Origin of the sequence: Chitinophaga caseinilytica (genome assembly GCF_038396765.1) — a bacterium.
In the GTDB taxonomy this organism is placed as follows: domain Bacteria; phylum Bacteroidota; class Bacteroidia; order Chitinophagales; family Chitinophagaceae; genus Chitinophaga; species Chitinophaga caseinilytica.
Window position 1 is genome coordinate 3,528,024 of the sequence record NZ_CP150096.1, and the last position, 18,995, is coordinate 3,547,018.

Below are 18,995 nucleotides of genomic sequence, written 5' to 3' on the forward strand. Positions count from 1 at the left end.
CAGCCGCCTGACGCGATACCCTGGAAAAAGGGGCAATTCCCGCCAGCATAGCGAATAGGCAAGGTGGGCGTTGCGGATTTTTCGCCAAAGGGAACGAATATCAGGCCGATGCAGGCAAATATGGATCTGTTGAGGAAGTAGCGTTTGAACTGTCGGATTTTTACATATCGTTAATGCTTAAATCCGACAATCATGAAGAAAGTAGTATTTGCTTTTGCCTGCCTGATGATAGGCTCCGGTGCCATTGCCGCCGACTCCAAAACCACGCTGCCCGCTGAAAAGAAAGTGGTAGTTGCGGTGAAAACAAATAAGTCTGACATCAAGGTGTCCGCCAGCAAGCAGGAAGTAGGTAATTTCCGTATCCAGAAAGCTTTCCAGATGTGGGATGCCTGCGGCCAGATGATCACGGTTTGGGTTTCTGCCCCGAACGGCACCGCCTGGAACGAAATGTACAGCGTAGCGATCGATCACGTGATAGGCTGCCTGAATTCCAACGGTTGCTACCAGTAATCGGGAAATGTAAGTAAACGCTTGAAGGGCAATCCGGCGGATTGCCCTTTTTTGTTGTATAGCGCGATAAATTAATAGTAACGTAACACGTTATACGGCCCTGTCCTGAAATCTATCCGATATTTTTGCCCGGACAAATGGCATTCACCGGTGGAATCAAATAGCAACGGACCATCACTACCAGGAACCACGCTCCCGCAGGAGTGCGCCATTACGTTCGACGAGGTCTACGCGCAATACTGGAAGCCCTTGCTGCGTACCGCTTACAGGATCCTGCAAGATGAACCGGCTGCCGAAGACGTTGTGCAGGATACATTCATCAAACTCTGGGAGCATTGGGATATGCCCCATATCAATATCAAAGGCTGGCTATTCACCACATCCTATCACCTCGTCCTCAAAAAACTGAAACAGCTGCAATCCGTTGAACGGATGGAGCTGGCCAGTTTTTCCGAGCCCTTGCCCGCGGGGCCGACGAATCCATCGAGGCAAATCAGCTGCAGCTGGCCGTAGAAGCCTGTGTCGACGATCTTCCCGAACAATGCCGCCGGGTTTACACCATGAGCCGGCACGATAAACTATCCATCAAGCACATCGCCCTGGAGCTGGGCATTTCCCCGAAAACCGTGGAATACCACATTTCCACCGCGCTCAGGCGCATCCGCCAGCGTATCAGCGGCGCAATGCTGCTGCTGATTTATCTTTTTCTGTAATCGTTTCCCAGTCATTTCAGAACTACCGGTTGCTTGCCTGTAGCTGGTTTTAGCTGCGCGCGGTTGATTCCCGTCCCATTTATTTCAAAAAAATCTCCCACCGGCCCAGGGATACCACCTCTTTCCGGATTGTATATATAGCGGGCGTCCCATTGCCTGAAAAAATGGAAAGATGGACAACGATATATTTAAGAAACTAATACAGAAACAAAAGGACGGGCTGCCGTTAAGCCCGGAAGAAGATGCATTGCTGCGGCAATGGTACGATCAGTTGCTCGAAGAGGCGTTGCTGGAAACGGACGATCATATCCCGGAGGAACAAGGCCGCGAACTGCGCCGCCGGATCGATCTGGCCATCGCGGAACGGACAACAAAGCGCTTCCAAATAAGGGATCTCCGTCGCATCGCTGCCATCCTTTTGGTGGGAGTAACCCTGTTGGCTGGCGCTTTTTGGTTCTGGCCGCGTAAAGTGGTAAATGATGTGCAGGCCGATATCATGGCCGGCGTCAACAAGGCGAGCCTCACGCTGGCAGACGGGTCCGTCATTGCGCTGGACGATATGCACGACGGCCCGGTTGCCGTTCAGCATGGCGTTCGTGTCGAGAAGGAATCGGATGGAAATATCCGGTATCATGACAAAGGAACGCAGGAAGCAGCGCTTCCTGCCACCAATACCATCACAACCCCCAAGGGCGGTCAGTACCGCATCACCCTGCCCGATGGGTCGGTGGCCAGGCTCAACGCAGCATCTTCCCTCAGTTACCCTGTTCGCTTCTCCGGCAGGGAACGCCGCGTGAAAATGACGGGCGAAGTGTATTTCGAGATCAGCAAGCAACCGATGCCCGGCGGCGCCGGTAACATGCCGTTTTTCGTGGAATCTCCCGGCCAGGAAGTGCAGGTATTGGGCACGCATTTCAACATCAACGCTTATAGCGATGAGCCCGCCGTCAAAACAACACTGGTGGAGGGAAGCGTAAAAGTCACAACCGGCGATGGCACGTCCGCATTGCTGAAACCCGGCCAGCAAACCGTGTTGACGAATCATCTGATCGTACAACCAGCCGATATTGCCCAGCAACTGGCCTGGACAAACGGCGATTTCGTATTCCGCGGAGAAACCCTGGAAGGTGTGCTCCGGCAGGTGGGGCGCTGGTACGATGTATCGGTGGAGTATCCGCCGCATATCGGCCAGCTGCGCTTCAGCGGGATGATATCCCGGTCGCAGCCGCTTTCCGCCATCGTTAAAATGATCCAATCCACGAAAAAAGCAACGGTAACTATAAAAGAAAGGAGGTTGATCGTGACTGATTAATACACAACTACAAACCGTCAAGCCAAAATAATAGCCAAAGGTGGTGGAACACCTCTGGCCGGATCGTTAAAGCTTATCGGAGACATTGCGACAACAATAATCATCAACAGCGTTTAACATTAACAAAAGTATGAATTTTTATCAATGCATGCGTGTTATGAAAATCACCATGTTCCTCTTCACTTGCCTGTTATTGCAGGTACATGCGAGCTCCTATGCCCAGCGCGTCAGCATCAACCGGCAGCATGCCCCGATACACACGGTACTGGAGGATATCAGGAAACAGGCACAATATGATTTTTTCTATGATACCGACCTGTTCAGCCACGCGAAACCGGTCAGCATCCGGATTTCCGATGCAACCGTGGCACAGGTGCTCGATGTTGTATTCAAAAACCTGCCCTATACCTATACGATCGATAATAAATGGGTGGTCATATCCGCTGCAGCAACTAAAATGAACGTTGCTCCGGAAACGCCCCGCCAGCAACCCGGCCGCATCGCCGGGAAAATCCTCGACGACCGCGGCGCACCGCTTCCCGGCGCCAGCGTCAGGATCATACAAACGGGCCAGGCCGCGCTGAGCGGCGTAGACGGCAGTTACAATTTTAACGTCGTTCCGGGAAGTTACACCGTAGAAGTCCGCTACATTTCTTTCCAGACGCGGCAAATCACCCAGGTAGACGTAAAGGCCGGGCAACTGACGGGCCTCAACATCGCCCTGAAAACAGCCAGCAGCACGCTGTCGCAGGTAGTGGTGACCGGCACCTTCAAAAAAGAAAGCGTGGCCGGTCTGTACGCCGCGCAGAAAAATGCAGCTTCGGTAACGGACGGCATCTCCGCGGAGCAGATCTCCCGTTCGCCAGACAATGACATGGGCCAGGTGCTGAAGCGCGTGACGGGTTTAACGACCGTCAATAATCGAAATGTGATCGTACGCGGCATGTCTGACCGCTACAACCAGGCGATGCTCGATGGCGTGGTAGTGCCAAGCACTTCCCAGAACCGGCGCGACTTTTCCTTCGACATCATCCCGACGGAAATGGTCAGCGCCGTCGTGGTCAACAAAACCGCAACACCGGACGTTTCCGCTGAATTTTCCGGCGGACAGGTTTCCGTGAACACCATCGACATCCCCGAAAAGAATTTCACTTCCATTCAATACGGCACCGGAGGTAACTCGCAAACGATCGGGAAGGACTTTCACCGGTTGGGCAAACGGAACACCGGCGAGTACTTCGGTATTAATAACAGTTCCGCGAAAATGCCGGACGGGATGAAAACCTGGATCTGGGACAACCGCGCCATGCAGCTCGACGCGCCTCCGGGCTACAACCTGACAGATCCGGAATTGAACAACGTACCGCTCAACACCATCGAATACGGGAAAGACGTCAAATACAATGACCTGGACGCCATCGCCCAATCCAGGAAGCTGAACAACGATGCGCTGAAACCTTATACTTACAAGGGGCAACCCAATCAGAACATGCGTTTGTCGCTCGGGCGGGTATACGAACTGGGGAAGGAAAGCCGCTTCGGTTTCGCCGTTTCCGCAAACGTGCGGAACGAACAGCAGATCGTGATTTTCAATAACACACGGTTATCGACAAAGGGCAATTACATGGACAGCACCGGGCTGGGCGACAATGGCGCCGGTACATCTTACCGGTTCAACAGCAACATGGGATTGGCTGCGAACATGGGCTGGCAGGGCAAGGCGTTCAAGATCGCCCTGAAGAATATCTACGCCCGCACCTACAGCGATAACTTCAATGAATCCATCCGCAAGGCCCACGACGATTCTCACCCCGTCGCCAACAAGCTGCTTTATCAGTTGCCGGAAACCATGTCGCTGCAGCAACATCAGTTAACGGGCAGCTGGCAATTGCCCTGGAAGATCAGGGCGGAAGGGATGTTTACCGTCAACCGGATCCGGCAACAGATAATGGACGAACGGAAGCTGTCTTACCAGTTAACGACCGTCTTCGCCGGCAAACCGTATTTCCAAAACCCGTCCCTGATGACCAACAGCATGGCTTCGGTGGGCGGGAGCATCAAGGATTGGCGGATGTGGACGTCGATTAACGAAACGGATTATAACTGGAGCGCCGCCATTTCCCGCAAATTCGGCGCAGACAAAAAGGTGTCTACCCTCATGAAATTCGGATACCAGGCCTGGTCGAAAAAGCGGTCGCTGGATGTGTTCAAATTCATCCCCTGGACGCGTTCCTGGGCCGAAGGTACCACCAACCAGCTGCCGCCCGCCATTGAAATCAGCTACGATCAGCTATTCTCGCCCGGGAATATCGGGAACGGGAACGGACAGGCCTACTATTACGCGGATGCCTTGGGTGGACGGTTCTACGACGGTAAGATGGGCGCGCATGCGCTTTACCTGATGGCCGACCAAAAGCTTTGGGACCGGCTGCGGTTGGTGTATGGCGTGCGTGCGGAGTATTTCGATCTCAATTCCAGTGCAGGAAGCGCTGTATCAAAGGGCTTACCGGAAACAGGAAATCGACCCGGATGCGGAATTGCGGCACCGGTTCGGGGTGAAGGAAAACAGCTGGCGCTTTCTTCCGTCCATCAACGCCACCTACAGCCTGACGCCCGATCTGAACCTCCGGGGAAGCTATTCGAAAACCGTCATCCGGCCGGATTTCAGGGAGATTGGCATGTTCGGGATGTATGATTTCGAGATCGATGGATATGTGTACGGGGAGCACGTGCAATCTACCCTTATCGATAACATGGACGTGAGGGTGGAATGGTATCCGTCGCCCGGGGAGATCGTTTCCATCACCGGATTCTATAAAAAACTCGACAAGCCCATCGAACTGATCCATTCGGAAGCGTCCAACTACACTTTCGCCAATATGGAAAATGCGAAGAATTATGGGCTGGAAATGGAAATCCGGAAGAACTTCTCCTTTCTGTCTGGCAAAGATTGGTTGAAGCAGCTGTTTGTGTATGTGAATGGCACTGTGCTCAAATCCGAGGTGAATGTGCTGAGCCACTGGCAATGGATCAACAACCCGGTAACGCAAAAGGCGGAACGGGTACAGGTCCGCTATCCTAACCAGGACAGGCCTTTGATCGGGCAGTCGCCATGGTTGCTGAACCTGGGTGCCGGCTATTGGGGGGATGATTTCGGGGCCACCGTCAACTACAATCACCGCGGGTACCGGACCAACCTGGCCAACGTGAACATGGCGCGGGTGGAATATGAACTGGCGCCCAGGCTGCTGGATGCGCAGCTGTATGCACGTTTTTTCAAACGGAAACTGGAAGTCAAACTTAACCTGTCGAACCTACTGGACGATTATACACGGTTCTATATGAACATTCACGACTACACGCAAGACGATACAAAGTTTTCCGTGTTGAAGGAAGGCCGCAGTATCAGGTATCGCAAGGAAGACGGGGACATTATCACGTATAAAAGAAAGGACGGGCGCAGGTTCAGCCTGAGTTTTTCCTACAGTTTTTAATTCAAGACTATAAAAAGGATCAACAATGAAATGCCAGATAAACACAATAATAGTCGCAATCCTGTTTTCTGCCGGATTGTTTGCCTGCGGGAAGGGGAGCCGGCGGCGCCATTCACGGAGTTTACGGAAGTGTATTTTGATGCGGATAAAACGGCCTTGAGGATATTATTGGCGGCCCGGTACAATGGGCATCCGGTGGAGTGGGATATTCTCGCAAAAAAGATAAAGGTCGTAACCGGCGAGGGGAAATTCGAGTTTTACGATACCCGCAACGGGAAGGTGGTAGCGGAAAAGGTAGTGGATGTGAAAGCCGGCGCCAAACAAAAGTTTACATTGTTCCAGCCAACGATGGACGCGCCCGTCAGTTTTATTGATCCCGATGCGCAGAAAAACGAGCCGCCCGCGCCCGCCGGTCAGATCAAGGTGAAAGTGGCGAACTACGCGCAAGACCTTGTTCCCTTTAAGAAGTTGGATCTGCGGGTTTACATCAGTTATTTCGACGCTGATTTTAACGAAGTGATGACGGAGGTCGGGATGATCAAAGATGTGCAGGATGCGGTTGATAAAGCGGCATATCAACTGTTGCCGAATGGTTTGCCAAATCCCGCGCCTGAATACGGCTACCAGTATGTGTTCGCGTTCCTGGACGGGGAAACCGGCGAGCCTTTGCGCAATCATGGCGGTACGGGGTATTCCAACCTGGCATTTTCGCCGCAGGGGATCGATCCTTTGCCCCTCAATAATGTGTTCACGCTTTATATGGTTTCCAATAAGACCTGGGGCGAGGCGCCTCCGTTCATTAAGAAAGGGGAAGATTTTTATGAAGTCTTGACGACGGTGCTTTTTGCGAATTAGGATAGGAGAGTTGTGCGGTTAAGCCACCGGCCGGTGATTTTTTGGGGATTGCCGGCTGGTGGTTTTGCCATTGCCTTCATGTAGCTGGAGCGGAATTATGCATGAGGAACGGAGGTTTTTCTTCAGGCATCTTGATGTCTGCTTTGGCCATCTTTTCGATATTGCCTTTTAAAATTCTACAAGCGATAATATATAAGTTTTAGACATGCAAACCTGTTGCTCATGCTAACTATGCACTTATAGATGGGGAAGCAATTTTGCTCCAATTGTCAGGGATGGATAAGAGAGGGATTTCAGTTCTAAAAGTTGAAGCGTTCACTTCATTCATTTCCCAGAAAAGAAAAAAGACAAACCAGTATTAAACCGATTTGTCTTTTTCTTCAGGTGCCCAGAACTGGATTCGAACCAGCACACCGTTGCCGGCGCTGCGACCTGAACACAGTGCGTCTACCAATTTCGCCATCTGGGCATCGTTAGTCCGTGTTAGGGAGTGCAAATGTACGCACTTTCTAATTATTTCCAAATTCTGGCAAGAAAAAATTTGATAGAAAATGAAAAAGCCGCGACCAGCGCGGCTTTTCAAATGGTATTATACTGTCGTTACACCGCAACGTTGAATTCGCGCAGGGTATCGTTCAGGCTCGTTTTGAGGTCGGTGCTCGCTTTACGCTGACCGATGATCAGTGCACAGGGCACCTGGAACTCGCCGGCAGGGAACTTCTTGGTGTAGCTGCCGGGGATCACCACGCTACGGGCCGGAACGCGGCCTTTGTATTCAACAGGCTCGGCACCGGTTACGTCGATGATCTTGGTAGACTGCGTCAGCACCACGTTTGCGCCCAGTACCGCTTCTTTTTCCACACGAACGCCTTCCACCACGATGCAGCGGCTGCCCACGAAAACGCCGTCTTCAATGATAACGGGGCTGGCCTGCAAAGGCTCCAGCACACCGCCGATGCCCACGCCGCCGCTCAAATGCACATGCTTGCCGATCTGCGCGCAAGAACCCACCGTAGCCCAGGTATCCACCATCGTGCCTTCGTCTACATATGCGCCGATATTTACATACGAAGGCATGAGGATAGCACCTTTGGCGATGAACGCACCGTAACGCGCCACCGCATGCGGCACCACGCGAACGCCGAGCTCCTTATAGTTCGTTTTCAGCTTCATTTTGTCGTAGAACTCGAACGGAGGCAGCGTCATCGTTTCCATCGGCTGGATCGAGAAATACATCAGGATCGCCTGTTTTACCCACTCGTTCACCTTCCAGCCATCTTCCACCGGCTCCGCCACGCGAAGCTTACCCTTGTCCACGGCTTCGATCACCGAACGTACCGCGTCAGAATATTGCGTTTGCTGCAAAAGACTGCGGTCGTTCCATGCAGCCTGGATTTGTTGCTGTATATCCATTGGTTTATACTTGTTTTCCGCAAAAATAATATAATCATGCACAGTTGGGTGATAAAACGTATTTTTATCCGACTGGCTAACATTATTCATGGGGGATACGGGCGCATATAAGGACCAGGGCGACGCGGAACTGCTGCGATCGCTGAAAGACGGCAGCATAGAAGCTTTTAACGCGATCTATCAGCGCTACTGGCAAACCGTTTACAATGCCGCCTTCAAACGCCTGAACGACGGCGCCGCCGCGCAGGACATTACCCAGGATTTCTTCCTCCAACTCTGGAACCGCCGCGCAGACCTCCACATCCTCCACCTCCCCGCATACATCCATACCGCTGTCCGCAACCGTGTGCTGAACCTGCTGGAAGTGCAGCAACGCTTCCTGCCCATGGCCGACCTCCTGGCGGAACAAACCGCCAACGGAGACAGCGCCGACGCCCTGGCCCGGCGCAACGAATGGCTGAAATCTTACCACGCGCTGGTAGCCGCGTTGCCTCCCGGCCGGCAGGAAATTTTCCGGATGCGGTATAACGAAGGCGCCAGTCCCGAAGAGATCGCCCGGCAGCTGAACATCTCCCGCAAAACCGTCCAGAACCAGCTGGGGAAGGCGCTCGCCAGGCTCCGGGCTACGCTCGGGGCGTTGTTTTGCTGGTAATTCATCTTTGAAGGCCTTCATTGGTTCCATTCCGACAATAATAGATCGGTTACAGACGCATCAATCCCTCCGCAACAGCGGCTGCGTGCTGCACCGGAACGATCCCCCGAAACTCCGGCTGATCCTGAAATCGATGTACTCCACCGTTACGCCGTGCGCCGCCACCTGCTCGCCGATGCGGGCAAATGCGGGGTCGGTAATGTAGACGGAGGAGGAGAGGGGCAAGCCGTTGGTGATGAGGAGCCCGGTTTCTGAAAGGTCTACGGGAATCGACGTCCAGTTTCGGAGGATAGACGGCACCCCGTCCAGGAAAGCATCCTCGCAAATAACCATCAGTCCCTCGCGGATAAGGCCCAATGCACAATCCAGGTGAAGGATGTCTGGATGGAGCCGCGTCATCTCCACATCGTACCCCCAGTGCCCGAGGTACTTCTGCAGCCAGCGGGCGCCCAACGCGTTGGAGGCCAGTCCGGAGTTGCCGACCAATACCTTTTTACCCAAAACGAGCACATCGCCGCCTTCCAGGAAAGGGCCGGGGCCCAGCGTGGCATCGCCCGGCGCAGCGATGGCAGGGCGGGGAACGGCCACATAATGACAATCTTCCGGCATCACTTCCTGCTCCATGATGGCCCGGATGGGCAACACTTCGTTCCTGCGATGAAGAAACCGCATCGACCCCTCCACCACGCTATTCCCCACGGTAAAAAACGGGTCGCGGGCAAAGAAATTGGAATACCCGTCCACACCCGCAGCCTGTTTCTCTTCAGGCAGGAGTTTGCGGGGATGGAGCACCTTCACGCCGTATTTTTCCAGCGTCCGTTTCAGTGCTTCCCTTTCCAGCTCCCAGGCATGATGAACGTCGGGCAGGGCTTCGGCATGGTCGCGGCCACGAAACTGCTGCACTTCCTCCCGGGCTTCCGGGGTGAGAAAACGAAGGTCTTCCGGACGGGGCACCTCCGGGAACCCGAACTCCGATTCAGCCAGTACAACCGTTTGCAGGCGCGCGAATTCACTTTCTACATATATCATATTTTCAATTCGTTTTATCAGTTAATAACAGTCGCCGGCCCGGGAAGTTCCCTTCCACCGGAAAGCATGAGAAAATCGTTTTTTATTTCGATTGATGAGTTATTGCCAAGCGTCGGCCCGGGAAGTTCCCTTCCACCGGAAAACAAGAATAAATCATTTTTCATTTCGATTGATGAGTTAAAGCAGGGCAACTGTCCGGGAAGTTCCCATCCGCCGAGAAACAGGAATACATCATTTTTTTATCTCGATTGATGAGTTTTTGCCAGGCGTCGGCCCGGGAAGTTCCCATCCACCGGAAAACAGGATTAAATCATTTTTCATTTCGATTGATGCATTATTCAGCGTCGCCAGCCCGGGAAGTTCCCATCCAACGGAAAACAGGAATACTTCATTTTCTTATTTCGATCGATAAGTTACAAAAGGCTGCCGATCGCGTGGCTCCCATCCCCAAACTGAAAAATATTTTAACCCCGGATGGGGCAATTGCTTTTTCGGCTGTCTTAAGGATATGGACCACTCGTATTTCCTCGAAATACTGCAAAAATACCGGGAAGGCAATGCCTCGCCCGAAGAGGAGCGTTTCTTGCTTGCCAGCTACGACGCTTTCGCCTCGCAGCCCGATGTAACGGATTTGCTCACCCCCGAAGAGCGCGAACGCCTCGGCAGCCGCATGCACGCCGGCATCCTGCAGCAGATCACCGCGCAGGCTGTACCCACACCCAGGAAAACGATGTTCGCCGTCTGGAAAGTAGCCGCCGCCGTATTGATACTCGCCGGAGCCGCCACCGTGGCGTTCCTCGTGATGCAACCCGGCCCGAAGGCGCCCGCTGTGGCGGCCACCGATCAATCCGTTCAGCCCGTCCAGGAAAACAACCTCATCGCCCTGCCAGACGGGAGCACCGTACTGGTAAGCGCCGGCAGCAAATTGCGATACGCCTCCGGTTTTAACAAAAGGGAAGTTTTCCTGGAAGGAAAAGCCCTCTTCACCGTGGAACAACAGGCCAAACAGCCGTTCGTCGTCTACGCCGGCGGATTGCAGACCACCGTACTGGGCACCACTTTCGAAGTAGCGGCCCCGCAGGATGGGGAGGTAACGGTAACGGTTTTCAAAGGAAAAGTGCGCGTAGACCGGGAAGCGACGCCGCTCGGGGAATTGTCTGCCAACCAGCAGATCGTCTATAACGCGGGCGACGGCCAATCGCGCCAGCAAGCCGCATCGCAGCCCGCCGCATGGCAGCAGGGCGATCTGCTGTTCGACGACGTTACGCTCCAGCAAGCCGCCACTCTGCTCGAAGACCGATTCGGCTTCAGGATTTCCATCCCCGACGAAGCCCTGCGCAGCCAGCGCTTCTCCACCACATTCGGCAGCAACGAGCCGCTGGAACAGGCGCTGAAAAGCATCTGCGCCTTCCTGCAGGCCGCATACACCATAGACAAAGAGAAAAAGACCGTTATTATTTACATGCCGTAATTACCCGGCACAACCAGAATCATGCGTATGAACGTCAACATCCAACCGCCGTAAACGGAAAAACCTCTGCCGAAGCAGAGGCTCGCGGCCTTGCACAACGGGAATTGTGCAACGGCCCCAGATTTTAAAAGCCCGCGTCAACGGGCGTTTTATTCACCTGCAATCACTAAAGTATGAATTTTTCCGCACTCGCAGCGGGAAGCGCCCGCGCCTTCCCGAAACTGCCCAGCGCGATTTTCCTGTATCGATGTATGCGAATTTCGTTATTGTCTTTTATGCTGATCGCCGTAACCGCACAGGTTATCGTAGCCGCCTCCGCCAAAGCGCAGCGGCTCAACGGGCAGATCGTGCGCATGGCGTTGAAAGACGCCTCGCTCATGGAGGCTTTCAAACAGATCGAAAGCCAGACGGATTTCCGTTTCATGTACCGCAAGTCGGACGTGGGCCACATCCGCCACCTCAGCCTTCCCGAAGGCCGGCGCGACCTTGCCGCCCTGCTCGATCAGCTCCTGCAGCCGCATTCACTTTCCTTCCGCCAGATGGACAACAAAATCCTCATCCAGCCCCGCCTTGCGGAATCGCCGTTGGCCGACACCGCTTTCACCGTTTCCGGCAGGGTGACGGGGGATGACGGGAATCCGGTGATCGGCGCCACCGTGATCGTCAAAGGCACGGGCAAAGGCGCCATCTCCAATGAAGACGGGCAGTTCAGCGTTTCTGTGACCGAGGGCGCCGTGCTGGTCGTAACCTCGCTGGGCTACCGGCAGATGGAATTCCCCGTGAAAGACCGTGGCCCGCTGGCCCTCCAGCTGCCGCTGCAAACCGGCGGCTCGCGGTTGAATGAAGTGATCGTGGTAGGGTACGGCACCCAGCAGAAACGCGAGCTTTCCGGCTCCATCGGGAAAGTTGGGGCACTGAAACCGGAAGAGAACATGGTCAACAATCCCATCTCCGCCCTGCAAGGGCGCGTGGCCGGCCTGTCTGTTTCGAACACCGGCGCGACGCCGGGCTCCATGCCCAACTTTACCATCCGTGGTGTACAAACCATTCAGAATAATGTGACCGGCTCCGGTTCCAACCCGCTGATCGTCGTGGACGGACTGGTGATCGACGCCGCTCCCTCGGGCGCCAACGCCAACTTCAGCATGTTCAACCTCAACCCGCAGGATATCGCGTCTATCGAAGTACTGAAAGACGCCGCTTCCTCGGCGATGTACGGTGCACGGGGCGCGCAGGGCGTGATCCTCATCACCACCAAAAAAGGTTCCTTCGGCGCCAAACCCGTCGTTAACATCAATGCCTACACGGGCTTCAACATGTCGTCGTTCTCTTACCGCCCGCTCAACAGCGGCGAATACGCGATGATGTTCAGGGAAGCGCGCCAGAACCGGATCGGGGATATCGACAGGCGGCTCGCCGGCGGCGTAACGCCCGGGGAAGAAGCCAATCTCCGCGAGGAAAAAGACATCCTCAACCTGCAGATGAACGAGCTGAAAATGGGGCCGGACGATTTTAACTGGCTCGATAAAGTAAAGCCCTCCAGCGCACCGCTCTCCAACATCCAGCTGAGCGTTGCCGGCGGCAGCAACCAGACCAGCTATTATTTTTCTTTCGGGAAATACGGCGAAGCCAATGCCGTAGGCGATGGCCGCCTCGACCGATACTCCGGTAAACTGGCCCTCACCCAAAAGGTGAACCGCTGGCTCAAGGCAGGCATGGACGTAAGCATTTCGAAAGTCCGTTACGACGGTCTGGCCGAAGCCATCAACTCCGCCATCGCCGCAAGGCCGGACACGCCCGATTCCATCAAAACCAATCCCGACGGCACCTGGGACTACTGGAACGGTTTCCAGGAGCACCCTTACGGCATCCTCCGCTATTTCTACGACAACAAAAAGGATAACTGGAACTATACCGGCAACTTCTTCGCGGAAGCCACGCTGAGCAAGAATTTCAGCTTCCGCTCCATGATCGCCGGATCGCGGAGCGAAAGCAACCTGGTAGAGTTTATGTCGCCCCACAGCTACGGCGGCCTCGGCACTAAGGGCGACTACCAGGAAACGGAGAACAAAGGGATGCGATATACGCTCAACAACGTATTGACCTACCGTTTCAGCTACAGCAAACTGAAAGGCGACGCCTTGCTGGGACAGGAGTTCACGGGCAACCAATACCGGATCAACAAGAAGAACCTGCAGGGTTTCCCCATGATCGAGGGCCTCTGGAAACCAGCGAACGCCTCCATCTCCACGAACTACTACAATAGCGAAAACCGCCTCTACGAAGAATATTCCGAATCGTATTTCGTTCGGTCCAATATGAGCTGGGACGGCAAATACCTCCTCAGCCTCAGCCTTCGCCGCGATGGCACCAGCAAGCTGAAGAAATACCGCCAGGCCTGGTTCCCGGCTATTTCCGGCGGCTGGATCGTGTCTGACGAAAACTTCCTCCGCGGCAACAAAACCCTCAGCTACCTGAAGGTGAGAAGCAGCTTCGGCATCACGGGGAACATCCGGCCGGTGGGGCATTACGATACGCAGGACCTCGTCAACAGCCTGCTCTATCTCAACGAGCCCGCCCTTCGCCTCAACACCCTGCTCGGCAATCCGAATCTTAAATGGGAACGCACGCGCCAGCACGACATCGGCCTGGAAACGCGCTTCTTCAACAACCGCCTTTCCATCACCGCAGAATATTACGTGAAGAAAACCGACGGCTTGCTCACCAGTCGCCAGATTCCCTGGTCGAGCGGCGGGTTTACCTCCCAGCGCGTGAACCTCGGGGCCATGACCAATCGCGGGCTCGACCTCGCCGTGTCCGTAAACGGGAAACCCGGCGCATTCCATTGGGAAGTGAGCGCCGTGGCCAATATCAACCGCAATCGCGTCACCGAATTGCGCGACAGCACCATGGCGTTCGGCGTGTATTTCCCGGGAAGCCCCACGGGCTCCGTGCGCATCGGCCAGCCGCTCGGGTTGCTGCAATTGTACCAGTCGGAAGGTGTAGACCCGCAAACGGGCGACCTCATCTATACCGATATGAACAAGGACGGGAAGATCAACCAGCAGGATATGGTGTATATACCCGTTGCCTTGCCGAAAGTGAACGGCGGCTTAACGGTAGACCTGGGCTGGAAGGGCTTCAGCCTGAACACCCAGCTGGCATTCAACTTCGGGAACAAGATCTACAACTTCAGCGAACAGTTCTACCGCAACTATGATTTCGATATCTGGACGGGCGTGGTGAACAACAAGCCGACCTGGGTGCTCGACCGCTGGCAGCAACCCGGCGATCAGGCCCGCTACCCCCGCGCGATCGTGGGCGAGCATGGCGCCGGAAGGACCAACGACTGGAACCTCATGCCTTCCACGCATTACATCTACAGCGGCTCGTTCGTGCGCTGCCGCAACGTAACGCTGGCCTACAATCTGCCCAATACCCTCATTCAGAAAGCGGGATTCCAACAGGTGCGGGTGTACGCGGCCACGCAGAACCTGTTCACGATAAAGGATAAACGACTGAACGCGGATGATCCCGAACAGGGCCTGGAATCCGGGTTGCAGCGAGACGTAGCGCCGCTGCCGCGCGCTGTTTCCTTCGGTATCGATCTTCGTTTCTGACATCATTAAAACAGACTCATCATGTTGCTCAACTATAAAAAATATTTATTCGTAGCCTGTGTGGCAGCACTCGCTTCCTGCGGCAAATACCTCGACAGGCCAACGCCAGACCAGGCGATCGGGAAAGATCAGCTCACCGACAACGACATCGCGCTCCTGCTGAAAGGCACTTACATGAGCATGTCGGGCAGCTGGCCTCCGCAGTCGTACCCCATGACGGACATTTACAGCGACGACATTATTTCCCTGCAGGGCGGCAATCCCGCGCAATTCAACCCGCAGGCCTACGAAGCCTGTAACCCCAGTTCCGCCGATGGTTTCGGGATCGGGCGGTTGTACATCGCCGCGTATACCGCCATCGGGAACGCGAATTTCGTGATCGGGAAAATCGGGGCCCCGGCTACGCCGGCGATGCGCCAACTGCTGGGCGAAGCCCTCGTCATCCGCGCACATTCCTACAACCAGCTGGCAGAAGTGTTCGGCGGCGTGGTGCTCATCGCTTCCGTGGAAACGGATATCGACCAGATCCGCAAACCGAAAAGCACCGAAACCGAAGTGCTCGACCAGGTGGAGAAAGACCTCGAAGCCGCCATTCCCTTGCTGGGCGATTTCAAATCCCCCAAAGCCGCGTCGAAGCAAGCCGCACAGCTGCTCCTGGCGCGGGTGAGCCTGCAGCGCGGCAAACACGCGCGGGCGAAAGAATTGGCGGAAGCCGTGATCGGCTCGGGGAAGAGAAGCCTGTCTGCCGGCACGTTCTCGCCGATTTTCCGGTACAACAGCCCGGCCAGCGAAATGGTCTGGCAGATGTCTGACGGCCCGATGCCCAGCGCCTACGAGCGCTACGGCCTGTTCAGCTTCTACAGCCCCGCGCCGCCGTTCCTCGGCAATGGCACGGGCCTCACGTCGATGGACGATGTGCTGGCGGATTCCTACGAGCCCGGAGATACCCGCCGCGAAATCATCCGCAAAGCAAAACAGAACGCTACGGGAAGAGATGTGAATTACATGCTGAAATATTCTACCGATACGCTGCAATCCGCCGCAGCTGTGTATGTCATCTATCCGCTCATGCGTATCAGCGAGGCGTATTTGATTTCGGCGGAAGCAGGCGCTCGGCAAAACGTGGTCGATGTAACGCGCTACAACCAGCTGCGCACGGCACGGAACGCCAGCCCGAAAAACGCCGGCGATTTCGCGAACGCCACCGCATTCCTCGCCGAACTGGAAAAGGAACGCCGCCGCGAACTGGTGGGCGAAGGCCGCCGCTGGATGGATATGAAGCGTTTCGGAAAAGCGGAAGCTTTCCTCACTTCGAAAGGCCGCAACGCCACGCGCCTCTGGTTCCCGTTCACCGACGCGGAACTGCTGCGCAACCCGAAGCTGAAACAGAACGAAGGTTACTAGTGCAAATTGATGGATATATCGAAGGCAGCCCTGCATTTGCGGGGCTGTTCCTTTTTGCGGAAACCCCGGGTTATAGCCAGGGCGTGGCGCATGTTTCGCCGTTTATGGCAGGGAGTGCGGCGATGCGCTGAAGATGCGGATTCTGGTGAGGATTTTCGAATTTGATGAGTGGCTCAGGGGATGAGGGGCTTCCTCCTTTCCGCCGTTCCGGCCAGCACCGCCGCCAGTTGCCGGGAAATGGCGCCGTCGCAGAGCTTGTCCAGCCAGAAAAACTCGCCGGCCGCATTGAGCTCCAGGAAGTAGTATTTCCCTTCGGGCGTGAGGATGAGATCGATGGCGCCGTAGTTGAGGCCGTAGCGCTCCATCAACCGCGATAATCCTTCTGCAACGGAAGCCGGCAATGCATAAGGCCGCCATTGCACGGCGAGCGTAGCGCCTTCCTTCCGCCAGTCAGTTTCCGCGCCGGGCTGTTGCGCTGAATCGATGCTGAACGCGAAGATTTCCTTTCCTACCATATTTACCCGCAATTCCAGCGCCTTCGGCAGTTTTTCCTGGAAAGTCATGGGGCAGAAGCGCAGTTGCGGCAGTTGTTCGAGATGGTTTGCCCGGATCTCGCTCGTAAACACCACTTGTTCCTGCCCGTCTTGCTGGATGGCGAACGCGCTCTGCATTTTCGCCACGATGGGGCCGTTCACTTCCTTCATGAACTGCTCCAGCCGTTCCGGGCTGTTCGTGATGCAGGTGGCGGGTGTCAGCAGTCCGCATTCGGTGGCGAGGCGCAGCTGTTCTTCCTTACTGTCCAGCCGCCGGTACACGCTGTATCGTTCCAGCTGGAAGCAGGGGAGCGATTCGAGCATCCCGAAGAGCGTGCGCCTGATTTCACCGGCAGCGGGGGAGAGGAAGGGTTTTTCCAGCACCTGGTCGAGCCCGTCGGCGATATGATAGCTTCGGCGGTACCAAACGGCGTCGAGGTCTTCGAGCTGTTGGGTGCGCTGCCCGTCGTCCAGCCAAAGCCGGCGGCCATGGCCATTGTATTCGGAAGTAAGTCGGGTAACGAGGGGGTAGCGGTCTACATTGAACCTGACTGGCGTGGCGCCGGCGGCTTCGAGGTGTCCCATAACGGATGTAACGGCTTCATTGTCTGCTGAATGCGTGATAATCAGAATTTTACCCATACTGTTCGATTCGGTTGACTAATTTTTCGGCGATGGTGGCGGCAATGGGGAAACCGAGGTATTTCTCCAGCATGCCCCATTCGCCCTGGGGGTTCACTTCGAGGAAAACGTGCTCGCCGTCTGGCCGCACGATCATGTCTATGGCGCCGAAAGGCAAGCCCAGTAAAGTCATCATGTCATGTATCTTCTCTTCCACGGCGGCCGGCAGCTCCCAGGTTTCCCAGGAAACAAGGGTGGTATTGCCCGTCCGCCAGTCGGTGAGTTCCGGGGCGCGGAGGCTCCCGGTATAAAAATCCCCGTCGATATAAATTACGCGTAATTCCCGGTCTTTTGGGACATATTCCTGTAAAATCATGGGACAGGCAGACAGGGATTCCAGCATGGGGACATCCTCCTTGCGAAGGCGGGTGGTGGGGAAGAAGTCGCTTTTGCCGTCCATGGATTTGGACAGCGCGCCGTGCAGTTTAACGACCACATTGCCGCCATGGTCGTCGAAAAAGCGGATGGCGTCTTCGGCGTGGTTGCTGAAAAGGGTCTGTGGAACGTGGAGCCCTACAGACCGGGCGGCGGTGAGCTGCATGAGTTTGTTGGCGCCCACGGCATGGTCGAGGTCCATCCGGTTGATCCAGGGCACGTCCAGCGAATCGAGGAATATATGGAGCGAAGTGCGGTATTCTTTGAGGAACGCCGGAACATAGGCGGGGTCGAGGGAAGGAGGGACCTGGAGGTCCCACATCTTGCGGTACCACACGCCGCGGATCTCCCGGGCATCGATCACCCGGTTGCCGCACCGGAGCTCATATTGCGGGCCGGTGGCATGTAAGCGGTAGCGAAGGCGGTATTTGGTGCCGAACTCATCGGAGTTGAACCGGAAACCCTCATAACCGAGTGCCTCCAGCCGTTGCTGAACGAGGTCTATCGTAAATGTGTCCTGGGAATGCGTAAGGCAGAGTATCATGGAGAAGTTGGCGAATAACAAAAGGGCAACAGCCGCCGGGCCATTGCCTATGAAAATGTTCGTTGAAAATCAGGGATTACAGCAACCACCATTCCTCATCACCGTCTGACGGGTATTTCTGGGTCTGGTCAGGCACATCGGCCAGTTTGCTGGTCCAGTGAGAATTTTCTGTAGTTTGATGGCTCGTGTTTAGCTGTTGCTGCGACTCCAGCAGCTGCGCGAAAAACGGCTTCATGAGTTTTTCATTGGGCTTCATGTCAGGAAAAAAATTGGGTGGTGAACAATGACTTTTGCTTTCCGTTCCTTTTTTATATGGTTCTGCGGAACATGTCCGTTCCGATCTTTGAAATAGGACATTCAAGTTAAAATTTTTGCGGGAAAGAAAAAAA

Annotated in this window: 16 protein-coding genes and 1 tRNA gene; 11 read left to right on the top strand and 6 right to left on the bottom strand. The window is 55.1% G+C overall.

Annotated features, from left to right (window positions below):
• Window positions 1-192 precede the first annotated feature (192 nt).
• The 7 genes from WJU22_RS14360 (at window position 193) to WJU22_RS14390 (ending at window position 6,884) form a co-directional block, all read left to right on the top strand.
• Complete coding sequence (locus tag WJU22_RS14360; protein WP_341838876.1) at window positions 193-510, top strand: hypothetical protein; 318 nt, start codon at window positions 193-195, stop codon at window positions 508-510.
• 150 nt (window positions 511-660) lie between these two features.
• A complete protein-coding gene (locus WJU22_RS14365; RefSeq protein ID WP_341838877.1) occupies window positions 661-1,023 on the top strand; it encodes an RNA polymerase sigma factor in 363 nt (120 codons plus the stop codon).
• Window positions 1,024-1,070: 47 nt separating this feature from the next.
• Entirely contained in the window at window positions 1,071-1,223 is a 153-nt protein-coding gene (locus WJU22_RS14370) for a sigma factor-like helix-turn-helix DNA-binding protein (protein ID WP_341838878.1), read from the top strand.
• A gap of 172 nt (window positions 1,224-1,395) precedes the next feature.
• Window positions 1,396-2,535, top strand: coding sequence for a FecR family protein (locus WJU22_RS14375; protein ID WP_341838879.1), 1,140 nt, complete (start codon window positions 1,396-1,398; stop codon window positions 2,533-2,535).
• Window positions 2,536-2,692: 157 nt separating this feature from the next.
• Window positions 2,693-5,230 (top strand): carboxypeptidase regulatory-like domain-containing protein, encoded by a 2,538-nt coding sequence (locus tag WJU22_RS14380; RefSeq protein ID WP_341838880.1) that lies wholly within the window; start codon window positions 2,693-2,695, stop codon window positions 5,228-5,230.
• Window positions 5,142-6,029, top strand: coding sequence for a TonB-dependent receptor domain-containing protein (locus tag WJU22_RS14385; protein ID WP_341843780.1), 888 nt, complete (start codon window positions 5,142-5,144; stop codon window positions 6,027-6,029). The genes WJU22_RS14380 and WJU22_RS14385 overlap by 89 nt, the downstream gene beginning before the upstream one ends.
• A gap of 156 nt (window positions 6,030-6,185) precedes the next feature.
• The gene (locus tag WJU22_RS14390) at window positions 6,186-6,884 is read left to right on the top strand and encodes a hypothetical protein (protein WP_341838881.1); all 699 of its coding nucleotides are present in this window, start codon (window positions 6,186-6,188) and stop codon (window positions 6,882-6,884) included.
• 385 nt (window positions 6,885-7,269) lie between these two features.
• Here the strand turns inward: WJU22_RS14390 and WJU22_RS14395 are convergent.
• A tRNA-Leu gene (locus tag WJU22_RS14395) sits at window positions 7,270-7,353 on the bottom strand.
• Window positions 7,354-7,484: 131 nt separating this feature from the next.
• Entirely contained in the window at window positions 7,485-8,297 is an 813-nt protein-coding gene (locus WJU22_RS14400) for a 2,3,4,5-tetrahydropyridine-2,6-dicarboxylate N-succinyltransferase (RefSeq protein ID WP_341838882.1), read from the bottom strand.
• Between the two features lie 88 nt (window positions 8,298-8,385).
• Here WJU22_RS14400 and WJU22_RS14405 point away from each other — a divergent pair, with 88 nt between their 5' ends.
• Window positions 8,386-8,949 (top strand): RNA polymerase sigma factor, encoded by a 564-nt coding sequence (locus tag WJU22_RS14405; protein WP_341838883.1) that lies wholly within the window; start codon window positions 8,386-8,388, stop codon window positions 8,947-8,949.
• 60 nt (window positions 8,950-9,009) lie between these two features.
• On the opposite strand, the gene WJU22_RS14410 is transcribed toward WJU22_RS14405, so the two are convergent.
• Window positions 9,010-9,978: a dimethylarginine dimethylaminohydrolase family protein gene (locus tag WJU22_RS14410; protein ID WP_341838884.1), complete on the bottom strand. Its 969-nt coding sequence runs from the start codon at window positions 9,976-9,978 to the stop codon at window positions 9,010-9,012.
• A gap of 508 nt (window positions 9,979-10,486) precedes the next feature.
• On the opposite strand from WJU22_RS14410, the gene WJU22_RS14415 reads away from it, so the two are divergent.
• The 3 genes from WJU22_RS14415 (at window position 10,487) to WJU22_RS14425 (ending at window position 16,473) form a co-directional block, all read left to right on the top strand.
• Window positions 10,487-11,449, top strand: a complete 963-nt coding sequence (locus WJU22_RS14415; protein WP_341838885.1) for a FecR family protein — start codon at window positions 10,487-10,489, stop codon at window positions 11,447-11,449.
• Window positions 11,450-11,622: 173 nt separating this feature from the next.
• On the top strand, window positions 11,623-15,069 hold the full coding sequence (locus tag WJU22_RS14420; protein ID WP_341838886.1) for a TonB-dependent receptor: 3,447 nt from the start codon (window positions 11,623-11,625) through the stop codon (window positions 15,067-15,069).
• Between the two features lie 21 nt (window positions 15,070-15,090).
• The gene (locus WJU22_RS14425) at window positions 15,091-16,473 is read left to right on the top strand and encodes a RagB/SusD family nutrient uptake outer membrane protein (RefSeq protein WP_341838887.1); all 1,383 of its coding nucleotides are present in this window, start codon (window positions 15,091-15,093) and stop codon (window positions 16,471-16,473) included.
• Window positions 16,474-16,646: 173 nt separating this feature from the next.
• On the opposite strand, the gene WJU22_RS14430 is transcribed toward WJU22_RS14425, so the two are convergent.
• From WJU22_RS14430 to WJU22_RS14440, 3 genes are all read right to left on the bottom strand, one after another.
• Window positions 16,647-17,648, bottom strand: a complete 1,002-nt coding sequence (locus tag WJU22_RS14430) for an MvdC/MvdD family ATP grasp protein (protein WP_341838888.1) — start codon at window positions 17,646-17,648, stop codon at window positions 16,647-16,649.
• Entirely contained in the window at window positions 17,641-18,606 is a 966-nt protein-coding gene (locus WJU22_RS14435) for an MvdC/MvdD family ATP grasp protein (protein ID WP_341838889.1), read from the bottom strand. The genes WJU22_RS14430 and WJU22_RS14435 overlap by 8 nt, the downstream gene beginning before the upstream one ends.
• A 76-nt stretch (window positions 18,607-18,682) precedes the next feature.
• Window positions 18,683-18,862, bottom strand: a complete 180-nt coding sequence (locus WJU22_RS14440) for a microviridin/marinostatin family tricyclic proteinase inhibitor (RefSeq protein ID WP_341838890.1) — start codon at window positions 18,860-18,862, stop codon at window positions 18,683-18,685.
• Between the last annotated feature and the right edge of the window lie 133 nt (window positions 18,863-18,995).